At 73.0% G+C, this 18,124-nt stretch carries 15 protein-coding genes; 6 read left to right on the top strand and 9 right to left on the bottom strand.

The window, feature by feature from the left end; genetic code table 11:
- Positions 1–41: 41 nt before the first annotated feature.
- The 3 genes from RM445_RS06765 to RM445_RS06755 are packed head-to-tail and all read right to left on the bottom strand — an operon-like array spanning position 42 to position 4,074.
- Entirely contained in the window at positions 42–806 is a 765-nt protein-coding gene (locus tag RM445_RS06765; RefSeq protein WP_311555205.1) for a triose-phosphate isomerase family protein, read from the bottom strand.
- A 48-nt stretch (positions 807–854) separates the two neighbouring features.
- Positions 855–2,528: a glycerol-3-phosphate dehydrogenase/oxidase gene (locus RM445_RS06760; protein ID WP_311555203.1), complete on the bottom strand. Its 1,674-nt coding sequence runs from the start codon at positions 2,526–2,528 to the stop codon at positions 855–857.
- A gap of 40 nt (positions 2,529–2,568) precedes the next feature.
- A complete protein-coding gene (locus tag RM445_RS06755; protein WP_311555202.1) occupies positions 2,569–4,074 on the bottom strand; it encodes an FGGY family carbohydrate kinase in 1,506 nt (501 codons plus the stop codon).
- A 248-nt stretch (positions 4,075–4,322) separates the two neighbouring features.
- Between RM445_RS06755 and RM445_RS06750 the strand changes: the two genes are divergently transcribed.
- From RM445_RS06750 to RM445_RS06725, 6 genes are all read left to right on the top strand, one after another.
- Entirely contained in the window at positions 4,323–5,273 is a 951-nt protein-coding gene (locus tag RM445_RS06750; RefSeq protein WP_311555201.1) for a hypothetical protein, read from the top strand.
- A 27-nt stretch (positions 5,274–5,300) separates the two neighbouring features.
- Positions 5,301–6,125 (top strand): HAD family hydrolase, encoded by an 825-nt coding sequence (locus RM445_RS06745; RefSeq protein ID WP_311555200.1) that lies wholly within the window; start codon positions 5,301–5,303, stop codon positions 6,123–6,125.
- 79 nt (positions 6,126–6,204) lie between these two features.
- Positions 6,205–7,848, top strand: coding sequence for a dihydrolipoyl dehydrogenase (gene lpdA, locus RM445_RS06740; RefSeq protein WP_311555199.1), 1,644 nt, complete (start codon positions 6,205–6,207; stop codon positions 7,846–7,848).
- 2 nt (positions 7,849–7,850) lie between these two features.
- Positions 7,851–10,076, top strand: a complete 2,226-nt coding sequence (locus tag RM445_RS06735; protein ID WP_311555198.1) for a 6-phosphofructokinase — start codon at positions 7,851–7,853, stop codon at positions 10,074–10,076.
- Positions 10,077–10,117: 41 nt separating this feature from the next.
- Positions 10,118–10,762 carry a class I SAM-dependent methyltransferase gene (locus RM445_RS06730; protein WP_311555197.1) on the top strand — a complete coding sequence of 215 codons (645 nt, stop codon included), beginning with the start codon at positions 10,118–10,120 and terminating at the stop codon, positions 10,760–10,762.
- 37 nt (positions 10,763–10,799) lie between these two features.
- On the top strand, positions 10,800–11,255 hold the full coding sequence (locus RM445_RS06725) for a hypothetical protein (RefSeq protein WP_311555195.1): 456 nt from the start codon (positions 10,800–10,802) through the stop codon (positions 11,253–11,255).
- On the opposite strand, the gene RM445_RS06720 is transcribed toward RM445_RS06725, so the two are convergent.
- The 6 genes from RM445_RS06720 to RM445_RS06695 all read right to left on the bottom strand — a co-directional run bounded on the left by RM445_RS06720 (position 11,252) and on the right by RM445_RS06695 (position 18,067).
- A complete protein-coding gene (locus tag RM445_RS06720; RefSeq protein WP_311555194.1) occupies positions 11,252–11,590 on the bottom strand; it encodes a hypothetical protein in 339 nt (112 codons plus the stop codon). The genes RM445_RS06725 and RM445_RS06720 overlap by 4 nt on opposite strands.
- 17 nt (positions 11,591–11,607) lie before the next feature.
- Positions 11,608–12,432, bottom strand: coding sequence for a serine hydrolase (locus RM445_RS06715; RefSeq protein WP_311555193.1), 825 nt, complete (start codon positions 12,430–12,432; stop codon positions 11,608–11,610).
- Between the two features lie 121 nt (positions 12,433–12,553).
- Complete coding sequence (locus RM445_RS06710; RefSeq protein ID WP_311555192.1) at positions 12,554–13,699, bottom strand: iron-containing alcohol dehydrogenase; 1,146 nt, start codon at positions 13,697–13,699, stop codon at positions 12,554–12,556.
- Complete coding sequence (locus RM445_RS06705) at positions 13,696–14,001, bottom strand: antibiotic biosynthesis monooxygenase (protein WP_311555191.1); 306 nt, start codon at positions 13,999–14,001, stop codon at positions 13,696–13,698. The genes RM445_RS06710 and RM445_RS06705 overlap by 4 nt, the downstream gene beginning before the upstream one ends.
- A gap of 57 nt (positions 14,002–14,058) precedes the next feature.
- Complete coding sequence (locus tag RM445_RS06700) at positions 14,059–16,305, bottom strand: hypothetical protein (RefSeq protein ID WP_311555190.1); 2,247 nt, start codon at positions 16,303–16,305, stop codon at positions 14,059–14,061.
- A complete protein-coding gene (locus RM445_RS06695) occupies positions 16,274–18,067 on the bottom strand; it encodes a class F sortase (RefSeq protein WP_311555189.1) in 1,794 nt (597 codons plus the stop codon). The genes RM445_RS06700 and RM445_RS06695 overlap by 32 nt, the downstream gene beginning before the upstream one ends.
- Positions 18,068–18,124: the final 57 nt, after the last annotated feature.

The raw sequence follows: 18,124 nt of genomic DNA, 5'->3' as shown, positions 1-18,124 counted from the left end.
GACGCTCAGGGAGACTACCTGTCTAGCCCTGTATAGACAACCTAGGACAAATGTGACCCACGGACTTCCCCGACCACGGTCAGGAAATCCTTCGGATCCAGGCCGAAGCGGGCCATGAACACCCCGTCCGGCACCGCGGCGGGCTCGCCTGCGGCATCGCGGATCGCGCCGAACGTGCCGGGCTGCGCGCTGCCGCCGTAGACCACCCGGGCGTCGGCGACGCGACCCTCGAGCAGTCCGCGCACGGCGAGCGTCGCCGCGGCCACGTGCCCGGGCGGTGCGGGTGCAGGGGCGCCGATGGCCCAGGCCGGCTCGTAGGCGACGAGCACGTCGGCGCCGTCGGGCAGGTCGACGAGCCAGGCGTCGAGCTGGGCGGCGACGGCCCGCTCCGCGGACTCGCCCTCCTCCTGCTCCCCCACCACGAGGATGGGCGCCATGCCGGCCGTGGCGGCGGCCGTGACCTTCCGGCGCACGACGTCGTCGGTCTCACCGAAGAGGCGCCGCCGCTCGGGGTGGCCGGCCATCACCAGGCGGACACCCAGCTCGGCCAGCACCTCGGCGCTCACCTCACCGGTGTAGGGCCCGCTCGGGTGCACCGAGACGTCCTGCGCGCCGACCATGCCCCCGGCCGCCCCGAACGAGGCGAGCAGGGTGGGGATCAGCGGAAAGGACGGGCACACGAAGAGCCCGTCCGTTCCCGCCGGATCACCGGCGACGCCGTCGACGACCTCGGGCCCCCACCGGGTGGCCCGCTCGACGCTGAAGTAGCTCTTGGAGCTGCAGCCGACGAGGGTCCTGGGAAGCATCGATGGTTCCTCTGCATTCTCGTCAACAGGGCCCGCCGCCGGCGCCGCTCACGGCCCCGGCGAGACGAGCTCCGTGACGTCGCTGGATGTGGCGACTCCCCCGAGCAGCCGCTCGGTGATGTACGTGTCGTGGGCGGCGACCTCGTGCGAAACGTCGTCCGCCGACCAGCCGAGCAGCGGCGCGGCCAGCTCGGCGACCTCCCGGTGGATCTCGCGGCCCCAGCCCGGCTCCAGGCCGATCATCGTGCGCCGGTGCAGGATGTCGATCAGGTGCCGCGCACCCTCCTGCTCCACCGCGACGACCACCTCGGCCGCGACGAGCGCCGAACGGCCCGTGCCGAGCACGCGGCTCAGCTCCGGATCGCGCGCGCACAGGGCGAGGAGTTCCCGGCATCGCGTCCCGTACACCGCCAGCAGCCGCTCGACCACCTCGTCCGGCCAGGGCAGCTCGTCGCGCAGCCGGGCGGCCTCGGTCAGCCAGTCGGCCCCGACCGCCGGCGCGCCGGGCAGCGGCTCGCGGTCGGCCGTCGACGCCGGGAGCGTCCGCCCGAGCAGGCCCGCGACCTTGTCCACGACCTCGCGGCCCAGGCTCAGGTGCGGCGTGAGCTTGCCGCCGACCACCGTGACCAGGTCCGCCACCTCGTCGTGGGTCAGGATGAGGTGCGAGCGCGGGATCGAGCCGGGTTTCGCGCCGGGCCGGTAGGGCAGCGGCCGGATCCCCGCGTAGGTGTAGCGGATCGACTCGCGGGTCAGCCGGGCCCGCGGGAGCAGGAAGTTCGTCTCCTCCAGCAGGTAGTCGATCTCCGCCTCGGTGCCCGCCGTGGTGTCGAGGTCGCCGTCGAACCGGTCGTCCGTGGTCCCGATGAGGTAGCGGCCGTTCCACGGGATCACCAGGATCGGCCGGTTGTCCGAGCGGGCCTCGTAGTAGACGGTCACGTCCGGAGCGCCGGGGAACGGGTCGACGACCAGGTGGGTCCCCTTGGTGCCGCCGATGAACCGGGGCAGGGACAGGCCCGCCGACACCTCGTCGACCCAGGGCCCCGCGGCGTTGACCACCACGGAGGCGCGCACGGTGCGCTCCTCGCCGGTGCGCCGGTCGCGCACCGCCACGCCGGTCGCCCGGCCACCCTCGGTCACCACCAACGTGGCCTCGGTGTAGGTCAGGGCGACCGCCCCGGCGTCGACGGCCGAGAGCAGCGTCTCCAGGACGAGCCGCTCGGCGAAGACGACCTGGCCGTCGTAGTACCGCAGCGCACCCGAGAAGCCCTCGCGGTTGAGCGAGGGCAGCTCGACGGCGACGGCCTTGCGGGACAGACGGCGGTGGCGCGGGACGGACTTGCGGATCGACAACGCGTCGAACAGCACCATCCCGGCCCGGAACATCCAGGCCGGCTTGTGGTTGTGCGGGTAGAGCGGCACCACGAAGGGGACCGGCGCCACCAGGTGCGGCGCGATCTCCAGCAACCGCCCCCGGTCGTGCAGCGACTCGTGAACCAGCCGCAGCTCGCCGTGCTCCAGGTACCGCAGCCCGCCGTGGATCAGCCGGCTCGACCAGGCGGACGTGCCGCAGCAGACGTCGTCCTTCTCGACGACCACCACGGAGAGTCCGCGCAGGGCCGCGTCACGGGCGATCGCGGCGCCGTTGATCCCGGCGCCGACGATCGCCACGTCGTAGGTCGTGCTCGAAAGCTCGTCCGGGTCCGGACGGCCCAGTGCCTTCATTGCAGTGCCCTCGCTGCCCTCGCTGCCCTTGCTGCCCTCGTCAGCCCGCGCTGGGGACGTTGCGTGCCCAACCCTTGGTGAGCTCACGCGCCGCACGCCATCCGGCGTACATCGAGTCGGCCTGGTCGCGGCTCATGTTGGGCTCGAACCGCCGGTCCTCCCGCCACATGCCCGCGACCTCGTCCAGGGTCGAGAAGACCCCGGTCGAGAGCCCGGCCATCAACATGGTGCCGAAGACGGTCGCCTCGGCGATCTGCGGCCGCACCACGGGGATGCCGAGGACGTCGGCCTGCAGCTGGCAGAGGAAGTTGTTCTTCACCGCGCCGCCGTCGACCCGCAGCTCGGGGATGCGGATGTTGTCCGAGCCGGTCAGCGCCGCCTCGACGACGTCGCGGGTCTGGAAGACCATCGACTCCACCGCGGCCCGGATGATGTGCAGGCGGGTGGTGGCGTTGCTCATGCCGATGATCGCCGCGCGGGCGTAGGGGTCCCAGTCCGGCGCGGACAGGCCGGTGAAGGCCGGGATCAGGTAGACCCCGTCAGTGCTGGGCACCTGGCCGGCGTACCACTCCGAGTCGGGCGCGGCGTGGATCAGCTTCAGGTCGTCACGCAGCCACTGCATCGTCTTGCCCATGGCGAACAGGACGCCTTCGATCTCGTAGGCGACCTTGCCCTGCACACCCCACGCCATGCTCGGGGTGAGACCCGCGATCCGCTGCGGCTGCTCGCCGCAGTTGATGTTGAGCACGCCCGCCGTGCCGTAGGTCATCTTCGACTGGCCGGGCGCGAACGCCGCCTGTCCGAACAGGCCGGCCTGCTGGTCGCCGAGGTTCGACGCGATCGGGACGTCCGCACCGAAGGTCGCCCCGATGTCGCCGACGATCGTGTCCGACGGCACGATCTCGGCCAGCATCCGCTTCGGGATGTCGTAGACGGCGAGCAGGTCGTCGTCCCACTCGCGCGTCTCGAGGTTGAACATCATCGTGCGCGAGGCGTTGGAGTACTCGGTGACGAACGACTTGCGCCCGGTCAGGTTCCAGATCAGCCAGGTGTCGACGGTTCCGGCGAGCAGCTCGCCGCGCTCCGCGCGCTCCTGGGCCCCGGGGACGGCGTCCAGGATGAAGCGGATCTTCGAGGCGGTGTAGTAGGCGTCCGGGATGAGGCCCGTCCGCTGCTCGATCATGTCGCCGTGGCCCTTGTCGACCCAGCGCTCGACGACGTCGACGGTCTGGCGCGAGGCCCACACCACGGCGTTGTAGATCGGCCGCCCCGTGTCCTTCTCCCAGACGATGCCGGTCTCGCGCTGGTTGGTCAGCGCGACCGCGGTCAGGTCGGACGGCTGGAGCTTGGCCTGGCGCAGCGCCGCGCGGATGACCTCGAGCTGGACGCTGAGGATCTCCATCGGGTCGTGCTCGATCCAGCCCGGCCGGGGGTAGTGCTGGGTGAGCTCCGAGGCGGCGAGTCCGAGCACCGTGCACTGGTCGTCGATGACGAAGGCCCGCGCACCCGTCGTGCCCTCGTCGATACCGAGAATGTACTTGGCCATCTGAGCGTCCTGCCTCGTCGTCGAGTGAGGTGACCGCGTCGAGCTCGGGGCCGGATGGCCACACGCGGCTCGCCCGCTGTAGTGGCGGCAACGCTAGGCACGCGGCCCGTTAGTGGTCAAGTACTTGTACGCACTTGTATATACCGCTATGTTCCGCTCCGGCGCCGCAGCCGTCAGGCGGAACCTGCTGTTCGCAATTCCTACCGGTCGTCGCTACACAACGACGTCAGCGCACGGAAGGCCACTCGATGTTCGATCTCCTGACCCTCCTGATCGCGGCAGGCGGCGGCTTCTTCGGAGCCGCCATCGGCGGTCTGCACGCCTTCATCTTCACCGGCTTCATGGTGCTCGTCGGTTCGGCGATCATCATGGCCGGCGGCAGTCCCGAGTTCCTCAACTACGTCGCCTTCGGGCCGGCGTTCGGCCCGCACATCGCCTTCGCCGGCGGCGTCGCGGCAGCGGCGTACGCCGCACGGCAGAGCAAGGACGTCGGCGGTAAGGACATCGGCATCGCCCTGGTGTCGATGGACCGCGCTGCCGTTCTGCTCGTCGGGGCGGTGTTCGGCGTGTTCGGCTACATCGTGCAGGTCGGCGTCGCCCTCATTCCCGGCTTCGGCAGCCTGACCGACAGCGTCGCACTCACCGTGTTCATCTCGGCCATCGTGGTACGCCTCGCGATCGGCCGGTCCAGCCTGACCGGCGACCTCCCCGAAGGGTCGGGCTGGGGCCGGTTCGCGCCGCGCGACGGCGTCGCCTGGATCCGCTACCACGAGCGCTTCGGCCAGCTGAGCGTCCTCAGCGTGTTCTCCGGGCTGCTCGCAGCCGGCGTGGCGGTACGGCTCGCGGGGTACTACCCGGACTTCGCCGGAAGTGCCCACGTGCTGATGTTCGGCGTGTCCGCTGTCTCCCTGCTGTTCCTGAGCCTCGGGATCAGCTTTCCCGTCACCCACCACATCACGATCATCGCCGGCCTCGGCGCCGTCTCGTTCCTGCCTGTCGTGGGCGGCAACGCGGTGCTCGCGGTACTGATCGGCACGATCTGCGGTCTGCTCTCCGGCCTGCTGGGCGAGGTGTGCGCCCGGGTGTTCCACAACAGCGGCAACACCCACTTCGACCCCCCGGCGGCCGCGATCTGGCCGATGACGCTGGTGGTGAAGGGGCTCGCGGTGCTGCTCGGGGCCGGCGCGGGCGTCGGCTGATCCCTGCCCCACCGGACGAGGAGATCAGTGCACGACCCCAACCTCGATCTGTCCGGTACGACCGCCGTCGTCCTCGACGTCGACGGCACCATCGCCGGCCCGGACCACCGGGTGTCCCCCCGGACCCGGGCGGCGATGGCAGATCTCGAACAACTGGGCGTGCCGGTCGTCCTCGCGACCGGCCGCTCACGGGCCAACGTCCTCGACGTCGCAGCGACGGTAGGGCTGCGGACGCCGGGGGTGAGCTGCAACGGCGCAGTGGTCACCGACCCGGTCTCCGGCGACGACCTGCGGGTGCAGACCATGGACCCGGCTGAGGCGACGGCGCTGCGCACGGTGCACGAGGAGACCGGGTACGCGTTCACGTGGTGGACCGTCCGCGGCATCTACACCACCACCGAGCAGTTGCGCGACCTGCTGATGGCCTTCGGCGACCCGGACGTGCAGGTCGCCGTTCCGCCCGAGCGCATGCCCGACGACGTCGTCAAGGCGATGATCCACGGCACTGCGGCCGAGATGGACGCGGCCCGGCCCGTCATCGAGCGGTACACGCCGCGGGCGACCCGCTCGATGGACGTCTTCTGGGAGCTGTCCGATCCAGACGCCCAGAAGTGGTCGGGCATCTCGTTCGTCCTCGACCTCCTCGACGTCGATCCCGCGGGCGCCGCAGGCCTCGGCGACGGGGAGAACGACGTCGTCTGGATGCGGGAGATCGGCGTGCCGGTCGCGATGGGCAACGCCCGTCCTGAGGCCCGCGCCGTGGCGCGGGCGGTCACCGGGCACCACGCGCAGGAGGGTGCGGCCGACTTCCTCGAGGAGGTCCTGCGGCAGCTCCGGCAGCGCGCGGCCTAGCCCCGGCCCCGCGAGTCGGCACGTTCGACAGGGGGAAACACCCGTCGTGACACCACTTTCCTTCGACCCGGAGTCACTCATGACCGACACCTCGCCCACCGCCTCGGGTTCACCGGCCCCCCGCAAGGGCCGCGTGTTCCAGGCAGCCGCCCCACGCGAGCCGCAGCCCGTCCTCGACGAGAAGCTGACGGCGCCGGCGGGGTACGGATCGTCGGCCGCGCCTCCCACGGAACACACCGCCGGTGCGGCTGCGACGGGTGCGCCCGCCCCGTACACGGGGGCGAAGGGTGATGTGCACGCCGAGGTGTTGGTGCTCGGCGCCGGCCCGGGTGGCTACACCGCGGCGTTTAGGGCGGCGGACCTGGGCAAGAAGGTCGTGATGGTCGACTCCCGCGGCCCGCTGGGCGGGGTCTGCCTCAACGTCGGCTGCATCCCCTCCAAGGCACTGCTGCACGCCGCGAAGGTGATCGCCGAGACCAAGGAGATGGCCGGCCACGGCCTGTCCTTCGCGGCGCCGACGATCGACCTGGACGCCCTGCGCGGCTGGAAGGACAGCGTCGTCACCCGGCTGACCGGCGGGCTGACCGGGCTGGCCAAGCAGCGCAAGGTCCAGACGATCGTGGGCACCGGCACGTTCACCTCGCCGAACATGGTGTCGGTCGCCGGCCCCGACGGATCCACCACCACCGTCAGCTTCGATGCGGCGATCATCGCCGCCGGCTCGGAGCCGGTGCGGCTGCCGTTCATCCCGCACGACGACCCGCGGGTGATCGACTCCTCGGGAGCGCTGGACCTGGAGGACATCCCTGAGCGCCTGCTGGTGCTCGGTGGCGGGATCATCGGGCTGGAGATGGCGACCGTCTACTCCGAGCTCGGCACCAGGATCTCGGTCGTCGAGCTGATGGACCAGCTCATCCCCGGCGCCGACAAGGACATCGTCACTCCCCTGACCAAGCGGATCAGCAAGTCCTACGAGGCGATCTGGCTGGGCACGAAGGTCACCGCCGTCGAAGCGGGCCCCGACGGGCTGACCGTCACCTTCGACTCGTCGGCCAGCAAGGACAAGGCCAAGGCACCCGAGACCGCGGTGTTCGACAAGGTGCTCGTCGCGGTGGGGCGCCGGCCCAACGGCCGCGCGGTCGGCGCCGATGCGGCGGGGGTGTTCGTCGACGAACGCGGCTTCATCCCGGTCGACAAGCAGCAACGCACCAACGTCGGCCACATCTTCGCCATCGGCGACGTCGTCGGGCAGCCGATGCTCGCCCACAAGGCCACCCACGAAGGCAAGGTCGCCGCGGAGAACACCGCCGGGCACACCTCCTACTTCGACGCCACCGTCATCCCCTCGGTGGCCTACACCGACCCCGAGGTCGCCTGGGTCGGGGTCACCGAGAACGAGGCCAAAGCCGCCGGGGTCAAGTACGGCAAGGGCGTGTTCCCCTGGGCCGCGTCCGGCCGCTCCCTGTCCCTCGGGCGGGACGAGGGCCTGACCAAGGTGCTGTTCGACGAGGCCAACGACCGGGTCATCGGCGCCGGGATCGTCGGCCCCAACGCCGGAGACCTCATCGCCGAGGTCGCCCACGCCATCGAGATGGGTTCCGACGCCAGCGATGTCGGGCTGACCATCCACCCCCACCCCACCCTGTCCGAAACCGTGGGCATGGCCGCCGAAGCGTTCGAAGGGACCCTCACCGACCTCTACATGCCCAAGAAGAAGAAGTAGCCGTGGGCGTCACCCTTGCCGTGCTCACCAGCGGGGGCGACGCGCAGGGCATGAATCCGACCGTTCGGGCGGTCGTGCGCTCCGCCCTGCACCACGGCGCCGAGGTCCACGCCGTGTACGAGGGCTACCAGGGTCTCGTCGACGGCGGCGACCGGATCCGTCACGTGGCGTGGGACGACGTCGGCTACATCCTCACCCGCGGCGGCACGGTGCTGGGCACGGCGCGGTCGGCCGAGTTCCGCGACCGGGCCGGCCGCCGCCGCGCCGCCGCGAACCTGGTGGCGCGCGGCATCGACCGGCTCGTCGTGATCGGCGGTGACGGCAGCCTCAGCGGGGCCGACGTGCTGCGTGCGGAATGGCCCTCGCTGCTCGCCGAACTCGTCGGGGCCGGCGAGCTCGACCAGGAGACGGCGGACCGGCACCCGGTGCTGGCGCTCGTCGGCCTGGTCGGGTCGATCGACAACGACATGGTCGGGACGGAGACCACCATCGGTGCCGACTCGGCGCTGCACCGGATCGTCGAGGCCCTCGACGCCATCGGCTCCACGGCGTCGAGCCACCAGCGCAGCTTCGTCGTCGAGGTGATGGGGCGCCGGTGCGGCTACCTGGCACTCGCGGCGGCGCTGGCGGCCGGGGCCGACTACGTGCTGATCCCGGAACGCCCTCCGCAACCCGGCTGGGAGGACGACCTGTGCGAGCTGGTGCGGGCCGGGCGCGTGGCGGGGCGGCGCAACAGCGTCGTCGTGGTGGCCGAGGGCGCTCACGACTCGGCGAACCAGCCCATCACCAGCGCCTACGTCCGCACCGTTCTGGAGGAGCGGCTCGGCGAGGACACGCGCGTGACGATCCTCGGGCACGTCCAGCGCGGCGGCGTCCCCAGCGCGTACGACCGGTGGATGAGCGCGATCCTCGGCTCCGCCGCGGTCGAGGAGCTGCTCGCGGCGACCCCGGAGACGGTCCCGCCGCTGGTCGGGGTGCGCGGCAACCGCGTCCACACCGTGCCGCTGCACGAGGCGGTCACCCGCACCCGCGAGCTGGCCGACCGGATCACGGCCCGCGACTTCGACACGGCGCAGAAGATGCGCGGCGACGGCTTCACCGAGATGGTGCAGCTGTTCGAGTCCCTGTCACGGGCACTGCCGGACACGGACCGCGACTCGTCGCCACGCTCCCGGATCGCGGTGCTCAACGTCGGCGGCCTCGCCCCCGGGATGAACGCCGCTGCCCGCGCGGCGGTGCGCCTCGGCCTGCACCGCGGACACACCATGCTCGGCGTCGACGGGAGCTTCCGCGGCCTGGTCGCGGGCGACGTCCGGGAACTGGCGTGGGGCGACGTCTCGGACTGGACGGGTGCAGGCGGGGCGGAGCTCGGCATCAGCCGGGACGTCCCGGCGGTCGAGGACCTCTACGCGATCGGGCGCGGCCTGGAGCGGCACGGCGTCGACGGCCTGCTGATCGTCGGCGGCTGGGACGCCTTCGCGTCTGCCGGCACGCTGCGCGCCGAGCGCCACCGCTACCCGGCGTTCCAGATCCCGACGATCGTGCTGCCCGCCACCATCGACAACAACATCCCCACCTCGGAGATGAGCGTCGGGGCGGACACCGCGCTCAACCACGTCGTCTCGTCGATCGACCGCATCCGGGAGACGAGCGCCGCGACCCGGCGCTGCTTCGTCGTCGAGACCATGGGCGGGTACTGCGGCTACCTCGCGTTGATGAGCGGCCTGTCCGGCGGCGCGGTCCGCGTGTACCTGCACGAGGAGGGCGTGACACTGAGCCGGCTCGCCGCGGACGTCGAGCAGATGGTCGACAGCTTCGCGGCCGGCCAGCGCCTGTTCCTCGCCGTCCGCAACGAGCGGGCCAGCGAGATGTACACCAGCGACTTCCTGCGACGGATCTTCGAACAGGAGGGCCGCGGGACCTTCGACGCCCGGCAGATCGTCCTGGGACAGACCCAGCAGGGCGGGAGCCCGTCGCCGTTCGACCGGATCCTCGCGGCCCGGCTGGCAGCGCGTGCCGTCGCGTGGCTGGGCGACGAGATGGCCGCCGGCAGTGCGGCCTCGGCGGTGATCGGCCTGCACGAGGACGGCGTCCGCATCGTGCCGCTGCAGCGGGCCGAGGAGCTGGCCGACCGGGAGCACCGCAGGCCGACCGACCAGTGGTGGATGCGCCTGCGTCCGACGGTGGACATGCTGGCGGCACGGACGGCGGCGGGCCCGGGCGTCTGACCGGCGGCGGGATCGCCAGCGCACGTCCGTAGGGTGCCCGCGTGCAGCAGCCCTCCGACCTCGAGACGGTCCGCGAGTCCTACGACCGGGTCGCCGACGCCTACGTGGAGCTCGGCATGGGCCGGTTGGAGGCGGAGCCGTGGCTACGGGCCGTGCTCGGCGCCTTCGCCGAGTCCGTCCGCGGGCTCGGCCCGGTCCTGGACGTCGGCTGCGGCCCCGGCACCGTCACCGCGCACCTCACCGAACTCGGTCTCGACGCCTCGGGCGTCGACCTGTCGCCGCGCATGGTCGAGCACGCGCGCCGGCAGTACCCCGACCTGCAGTTCTCCGTCGCCTCGGCGACCGAGCTCGACCTGGCGCCGGCCTCGCTCGGCGGCGTGCTCGGCTGGTGGTCGCTGTTCAACCTCCCGCGGGAGACGCTGCCCGGCGTGCTGCGGACCTTCGCCGAGGCGCTCGTCCCCGGCGGTCAGGCGCTGATCGGCACGCACGTCGGCGACGGCGACCTCCGGCGGACCGAGGGGTACGGCGGCCTGCCGGTGTCGTGGACGACCCACCTGTACCGGCCTGAGGAGCTGGCCCGGATGCTGGTCGACGCCGGTCTCGAGGTGGTCGCCGAGATGCGGCTGCCGGAGCATCAACCGTCGCTGCGTCCGCAGGTGTTGCTCGCTGCGCGGCGGCCGGCCTGACCCGTTCACGCGACCGGGGCCGTGCTGGCGAGATGTCGTGAGCGTCGACGACCGGGTCGGCACTGGGAGCGGCATGGCCGGACGAGTCAGACCAGATGTGGCAGTGCCCGTCGTCTGGGGTGCTGCTGGGGATCGATCCACCGGGGCCCAGGGCGCGGACCGGGGACTTGCAGCCACGTTCGGCGAACACCCCGCGGCGATCCAGCGCCGCGACCGCCTCCACGCTGACCCGGTCCAGCCGCCGGATCACACCCTCACAGGTCGCCAGCACCGACACCAGTTCGGCATCGCTGCTCGACTGCGCCACCGAGAACAATGCGTCGGCCGCCTGCACCAGCAGACGCTGCGCGGCGGCGGACGGGCTCTCGGTCACACAGGCATTCTCGCATCGACCACCGACAATTCCGGCCCCTTATCGGCCCGGGCGTCGAGACTGTTGGTGCGCGCCGCGGGCATCGGCGTGAAGACCGCACCGACCGCGGAGTCGCGCTAACCCGACCCGCGGCGACGCTCCTCCACCACGCTCCGCCCCGACCCCTCCCGCGACTCCCACTCCCACGTCTCGTGCGACCGGATCCGGCCGTCGGCGAGGACCTCCAGCTGCGCCGTGCAGTGCCCCGACGCGGTCCCGCCGCCCACCGACAGGTGCACGTAGCGGAAGTCGAGGGCCTCGCCCGTGCGGGTGCCCACGAGGTAGCCGCGGACGACCGAGCCGCCGGCGTACTCGGCCCACACGGCGCCGTCGTGCTCGCGGTAGTGGAAGACGGTGTCGCCGCTGACCTCGCCGGACGCCGAGTTGCTCACACCGACGACGGTGCGTCCGTCCATGCTCGGGGCCACCGGATTCACCCGAGTCTCTCGACGACCGCCGCGGTGACGTCGCGGCAGACGTCCGCGCCGTAGGTCAACGGGCGGTCGACCGGGTACCGCGTCAGGACGGCGAGCACGTACTCGTCCCACGCCGCGACGCAGTTCACGTTCCACTTCCCCGTCGTCGACGAGTGCGGCATCCACCCGTTCTTCAGCGACACCGTCTCCGTCGGCGGCAGGCCCGCCTTGATCCCGAAGGCGTCGTCCGGGTCGACGCTCCGCAGGTCGGTCAGGAGATCGTTCCCGCCCGGGTAGGCCGGCGCGGTGCGCAGGACACACGCGAAGATCCGCGTGGCGTCCACCGCCGTGATCTGGGTCAGCGACCAGTAGCCCGGGGTCGCGGTCGAGACCGTCACGCCGCAGACCGAACGCAGGTGGCGCAGGATCGCGTCGCCGCCGAGCGCCCCGTACAGGCGTTGCGCGGCCGCGTTGTCGCTGCTGCGCACCATGGCGGCGATGTCGGCCCGCTCGGCCGCCGTGACCGCCCGGCCCTCGGCCTGCACCACCCGCAGGTAGTCGGCCGCGATCCACGCCTTGATGCTCGACTCGGAGTTCGTGCGGTCCGTGTCGCTGTTCGCCGACCCGACCCGCCGCTCCCGCGCGGTATCGACGAGCGACCACGACATCCACAGACCCTCCTCGCCGTCGCGGGGCGTCGTCATGCCCGAGAGGAAGACGTCGGCTGCCGGTTCGGCCGGCGAGGGCTGCCCCGCGATCTTCTCGGTGGCCGCGACCGGGACCGCCCAGCCGACGATCGCCACGGCCAGCAGGACCCCGACGATGGCCCAGCGGATCCGCACCCGACGGGTTGCAGGGCTGACACCGGTGGGGGCACGCCTGCGGCTGTCCGACACCGTACGGTTATAGCCGGGCGACGGTCCGTCACTCGGCACATCAGGCGTGTGTCGCCCGATCAGGTCGCTACCCGGCAGATCGCAGCACCGCGACGAGCTCGTCCGTGCTCAGACCGATCGGGTTGCCCTGCATGCTGCTCGACTTCGCCGACTTCTCGGCGACCTCCTCGTACTGCGCCGGCTGCAGTCCGACCGCACCGAGCGGGGGTACGTCCAGGGCCGCCACCGTCTCGCGCAGCCACTCCACGCCGTCCTCGACGGTCGCGTCGTCGCGGCCGGTCAGCAGCCGGGCGACGGTGGCGTAGCGCTCCAGCGCGGGCGATCCGGGGTCGCGCTCGCGCAGCGCGCGCACGTTCGCCTCGGCCACGGGGGCGAGCAGGGCGGCACACACGGCGCCGTGCGCGGCGTCGACCATCCCGCCGACGACCCCGGCGACGCCGTGCACCGCCCCGAGCTTGGCGTTGGCCAGGGCGATCCCACCGAAGAGGCTGCACAGCGCCATGTCCTCGCGGGCGGCGCGGTCGTCGCCGTGCTCGTAGGCCCGGCGCAGCGACCGTGCTCCACGCCGCAGCCCGTCGGTGGCGACGGCGTCCGTCGCCGGATTGGCCTTGGGCGAGACGAAGGGTTCCAGGCACTGGGTCAGCGCGTCGAGCCCGCTGCTCGCGGTCACGGCGGGCGGGCAGCCCAGCGTGAGCAGCGGGTCGACGAGCGCCACCGCCGGCAGCATGTACGGGCTGCGGATGCTCGCCTTGCGACCGTGCTCCGGTGCGGCGAGCACGGCGTTGGCGGTCGCCTCGGCACCGGTGCCCGCGGTCGTGGGCACGGCGACGTAGGGCACGGCCGGTCGCTCGATCGGCAGCCCGCGGCCGACGACCTCGAGGTGGTCCAGCGGATCCGTGCCGTTGCCGAGCAGCACGGCGATCGCCTTCCCCAGGTCCAGGACACTGCCTCCGCCGATGGCGACGACGGCGTCCGCCCCGGCCGCCCGGGCCTCGTCGAGCGCTGCGCGGGCGTCGTCGACCAGTGGCTCCCGGGTGACCCGCACGACGGCGACCGGCTCGACGTCGCCGAGCAGGTGACGGTGACGCGACGGGTCGCTCCCCGTGCACAGCACCACCCTCGATCCGAGGGTGGGCAGCAGGTCGGCGAGCTCGCCCGCGCGGCCCGGACCGAACAGCACCTTCCGGGGAAGAGCGAGGTCGAACGCGCTCACCAGCCGTCCTCCCCCGGTGCGACGGCGGCGAAGCGGGTCGACGAGCGCGGCTGCGCCATCATCCCGGCCACCGCGTCGCGCCAGCGCGCGTAGTGCGCCGTCTGCTTGTGCGCGTCGGCCGCGGCCTGGTCGACGTAGACCTCGCTCAGCACCACGTGCGCCGGGTCGCCCTCGTCCTGCAGCACGTCGAACCGCCGCACCCCGGGCTCCTGGAGCGACGCCTCGGAGTTGCGCCGGCACTCGTCGAGGAAGGCCTCGACGTCGTCGGGTGTGACGTGGACGTGCACGTGGACGACGAACATCCCTACCTCCCGGTGCCGCTCCCCTGCCGTTCATGATCCTAGGCGTTGTCGGGCCGCTCAGCCGCCCCCGCGCAGCCGCGCGACGACGTCGAACTCGTGGGCGTCTGCGAGCAGCGCCCGGGCGGCCTGCCCGCGACCGCGCGCGGCGAGGTACTCCCCCGCCCCGGCGAGCAGCCGGCCCACGTCGCCGGCGACGTCCTCGAGCCGCCGCACGGGATCGGTGGCGGCGAGCACGTGCGGCAACAGCCACCGCCACGTGGGCCAGGTGGCGGGCTCGCGCGGCGGCCGGTCCGGGACGGCGGCCGCCAGCAGCCGGACGGCGATCCCCGTCCACCCGTCGTCGGCGGTCCGGGCGGTCAGCAGCCCGGCCGGCAGCGGGTGCAGGAGGAGGGAGCCGTCGGCGAACCGGGCCAGGCCGCGGCGGTCCAGCATCGCGGCGTGGTCGACGAGCCCCGGAGCTCCGGCCGCGGCGCGCAGCGGCTCGGGCAGCACCTGCGAGTTCCCGGTCAGCAGCGTGAGGGGCACCGGGGCCGTGCCCAACCAGGCGGTGAGGGTGAGCAACGCCAGAGCGACGGGATCGTCGTCCGCCAGCCGGTCCAGCGCGGCGGTCCACACCGTCTCCCAGCCCGAGGCCCCGTCGGACGGCAGTGCATCGAGGGCATCCGGGCCGGTCCCGGCGAGCAGCGCCGCGGCCGGGCCCACCACGAGCGGCAGGTCACCGAGACCGGTGGCGATCCGGTCGGCGGACTCGGGAGCCAGTTCGGTGCACCGGGAGCGCAGCAGTGACACCGACTCCGCACGGGTGAACGCCGGCACCGTCACCTGCGTGGCGACGTCGCCCCACCCCGCGTCCGACGACGCGATCAGGACGTGGCCGGGACCGTTCGGCAGGTACGGGGCCAGCTGGCGCGGACCGGCGGCGTCGTCGAAGACCAGCAACCACCGGCCGCGCCGGGACAGGGCGTCCAGCAGGGCCGTGGCCGCGCGGTTCGCCGAGTCGGCCGCCGTGGCCAGGCCGAGAGCCTCCGCGAGCTCGGCCAGCCGGTCCGGCACCAGGTCGGGATCGGCGGCAGGGACCCACCACGCGATGTCGTAGCGGTCGCGGTGCCGGTGCGCGAACTCGATCATCGCCGTGGTCGTGCCCAGACCTCCCACACTCGGATGCGGCCGCAGCCACACCGGCCCGTCCCGCTGCAGCGCCCGTGTCAGCTCGGCCCGCACCGCCGCCCGGTCGACGAGGTGGTCGGGCAGGGCCGGGATGTTCGTGATCGGCGTGGACGAGGCGGACCGGCGGCCCCACGGCCGTCTCCGGACGAGCAAGACGGCGCCCGTCACCAGGACTGCGGCGAGCACGCCGCCGACCGCCACCGTCACGAGCGGGCCGGCATCGTCGTCGGCCCGCGGTGCGGGCCCGCTCGTGACGGTGGCAGCCAGGGGCACGTCGGTGGTCAACGTGCCGGCACCGGTGTCGACGCGGACCGCCACGGTGGCCGGAAGTCGGGCCGGTTCCGTCATCGTCAGCAGGTAGCGGGCGCCCAGGGCCGCCGTCGCGGCGTCGAACGCGCCGATGACACCCGACGGCCCCACGGTGGCGGCCATGCCACCGGTGCCCTCGGCGGCTGCCGCCCAGTACTGCGTCGCCGCCGCAGCGTCGGGGCCCTCCCCCGCCGGGCTCACCACGGTCAGCACCACACCGGCCGCCCGCATGCGCTCAACGAGCACCCGGGCAGGTTCGCCGCCGGCGTCGGCCGCTCCGGTGTAGAGCACCACCAGCCGGGGCGCCGTCGCGTCGGTCGGCAACTGGGCGACGGCCAGGTCGAGCGCGGCGGACGTACTGCGCGCACCACCGGACCGCACCGCACTCAGGCCGCGCAGGGTGTCGACCGGGCCGGACGGCCAGGGCACCGCAACGGTCGGCGGCGTGGAGTCGGCGACGACCGTGCTGCGCGCCGACGGCGGTGCGGCGAGCACGAGGTTTGCAGCACCCGCGAGCCCGACCGGCAGCATCGGGCTCCCCACTGCCGAGGCGTCGACGACGAGCGCCATGGCCAGGCGGTCGGACAGGACGGGTTCGGCCCGGGCCTGCTGGGGCACGCCGTCAATCGAGGCGGTGACGGCTCCGGGTCCGACGGGCCCACCCGGCACCTGCACGACCAGCCGGACCTGCCCGTCCGTCGTCGCGATCGGGACGGCCGTGATCGGCGGCTGCGCGGCGGCGCCCGGGGCGGCCGCGAGCACCAGCACCGCGGCCAGCACGAACAGCGCGGCGGACCTACTGCACCGGATCAGCGGAGACGATGACATTGTCCCGGTAACTCCCGGCTGCGTGGTCGAACGGACCGCCGCACGTCACGAGCCGCAGTGACGCCCGCAGGGTGGGCCCGTACACCTGCTCGGTGGGGAACCCGGTCTTCGGCACCGTCGCCACGCCGTTCACCCGGAACGCGGCCGTGCTGCCGTCCGCGCGGTCGACCAGTACCTCGCTGCCCGGGGCCAGCCCGGCCAGCGGGTAGAACACGCCGGGGCCGTTGCGCGAGTCGACGTGCCCGAGGATCACCGCAGGCCCGTTCTGACCCGGCCGGGGGCCGTCGGCGAACCAGCCGGCGACCCCGAAGTCGTCGGGCACCTCGACGGACCGGTCAGCGGCCCGGCCGAGTCGCTGCAGCGCAGTGTTGATCCGCACCGCCGGGATACGCAGCCGTACCGGCTCCGCCACTTCCTGGTAGGTCCGCACCGAGTGGAAGGGCTGAGCCTCCACAGGGGGCAGGGGGACGGCCGCCGCCGGCACGAGCGCGCCCGCCATCCCACCGGCGCCGGTCCGCGCGCCGCCCTGTGGCATGCGTGCCGCGAGCGTCGCCCCGAAGGCGTCGGCCAGGTTCCGCGCGAGCCCGTACACCTGCGGGTAGGTCTGGTCGCCCAGCTGTTGGGCCCGCGGGAAGTCGCGCGCGGCGAAGGCGTCGACCTGCTGCAACAGCAGGTCGTCGAGGCCCAGCAGGGCCGCGGCCAGGTCGGGAGCGGGCACCCGGCTGCCGGTCGCCGTGTCGATGAACGCGGCGAAGCGCTGCTGCCAGTCGTGCAGATCGTCCTGCACCGCCTGGCGACGGTTCGGGTCATTGGCCCCCACGTCGGCGGCGTAGGTGCCGAGCAGGTCGAGGTGGTCGGCCCACAGCGTCATGAACTGCGACGCCGCCGGTTCACCGAACAGGCTGCTGACCGCCGCGGTGACGTCGGTCGTGTTGCCGTTGAGCGAGTCGACCATCGCCGGGAAGTCGGGGGCCCTGGTCGCGCCGGCCCGGAGCGTGCCGAGTGCCAGCCCCACGTGCTCGCCGAGCAGCCGGGTCATCTCCGAGCGGAGCTGCCACGCCGGCGTGTCGAGCTCGCCGACCTGGTCCGGGGGCACCAGGGCGTGGGCGAGGGTGCCGCCGAGCGCGAACGCGTGCTGGTACCCCTCCCGGTAGAGGGCGTTCGCCCGCGCGTAGTCCCCCGCGGCGTACGCGTCGGCCTGCTCGGTGAGGTGGTGCTCATGGGTGGTCAGCGCCGCCCGGGCCGCAGCGGGATCCAGCCGCCCCTGCGCCCCCGTCGCCACGAGGTCGGCGAGCTCGCCGTTCACGGTGTCGAGCTTCGCGCGGGCCTCGTCGCGGACCGTCGCGTCGTCCGTCGCGAGGCCGCGCGAGTAGTTGACCAGCGCCGTCACGTGGTCGTTCCACAAACCCTGGAACCGGTCTGCCGCGTCCGCGCCCGCCAGCGTCCCGACCAGGCGGGCCAGCTCGTCGGAGTTCTGGCCCAGCGCCACGCTCGCGGCCTGCGCGAAGTCGTCGTCCTTGCGCAGCCTGCTGCGCATCAGGTCGCCGATCCGGATCATGTGCTGCCCGAGCAGGGCCTCCAGCCGCAGTGCCCCGTCGGCCGGCGACTCGGCCGCCGCCGGCGCGGGCTGCGTGGCTGCGGCCCGAGTAGGTGACGTGCCCGGCGACGCCGCCGCCGAACAGCCGGTCAGCACCACCAGACAGGCGAACAGAGCGGTGGCCGCTCCCCTGCGTGAGCGGCCCCACCACGTCGTGCACACCATCTGCACCCCTCAGGCGAGCATCCACGGTGAGTGACGACCATCCGGGGATCTCGTCCC

This window comes from Pseudonocardia charpentierae (assembly GCF_031845345.1).
GTDB classification, from domain to species: domain Bacteria; phylum Actinomycetota; class Actinomycetes; order Mycobacteriales; family Pseudonocardiaceae; genus Pseudonocardia; species Pseudonocardia charpentierae.
Note: the sequence above shows the minus strand (reverse complement) of the source record. Positions and strands in the feature narration are given on the sequence as shown.

Excerpts from the sequence above, each read along its gene's own strand:
- RM445_RS06765 (WP_311555205.1), bottom strand. The coding sequence starts at position 806 with ATGCTTCCCAGGACCCTCGTCGGCTGCAGCTCCAAGAGCTACTTCAGC.
- RM445_RS06760 (WP_311555203.1), bottom strand. The coding sequence starts at position 2,528 with ATGAAGGCACTGGGCCGTCCGGACCCGGACGAGCTTTCGAGCACGACC.
- RM445_RS06755 (WP_311555202.1), bottom strand. The coding sequence starts at position 4,074 with ATGGCCAAGTACATTCTCGGTATCGACGAGGGCACGACGGGTGCGCGG.
- RM445_RS06750 (WP_311555201.1), top strand. The coding sequence starts at position 4,323 with ATGTTCGATCTCCTGACCCTCCTGATCGCGGCAGGCGGCGGCTTCTTC.
- lpdA (WP_311555199.1), top strand. The coding sequence starts at position 6,205 with ATGACCGACACCTCGCCCACCGCCTCGGGTTCACCGGCCCCCCGCAAG.
- RM445_RS06720 (WP_311555194.1), bottom strand. The coding sequence starts at position 11,590 with ATGGACGGACGCACCGTCGTCGGTGTGAGCAACTCGGCGTCCGGCGAG.
- RM445_RS06705 (WP_311555191.1), bottom strand. The coding sequence starts at position 14,001 with ATGTTCGTCGTCCACGTGCACGTCCACGTCACACCCGACGACGTCGAG.
- RM445_RS06700 (WP_311555190.1), bottom strand. The coding sequence starts at position 16,305 with ATGTCATCGTCTCCGCTGATCCGGTGCAGTAGGTCCGCCGCGCTGTTC.
- RM445_RS06695 (WP_311555189.1), bottom strand. The coding sequence starts at position 18,067 with ATGGTGTGCACGACGTGGTGGGGCCGCTCACGCAGGGGAGCGGCCACC.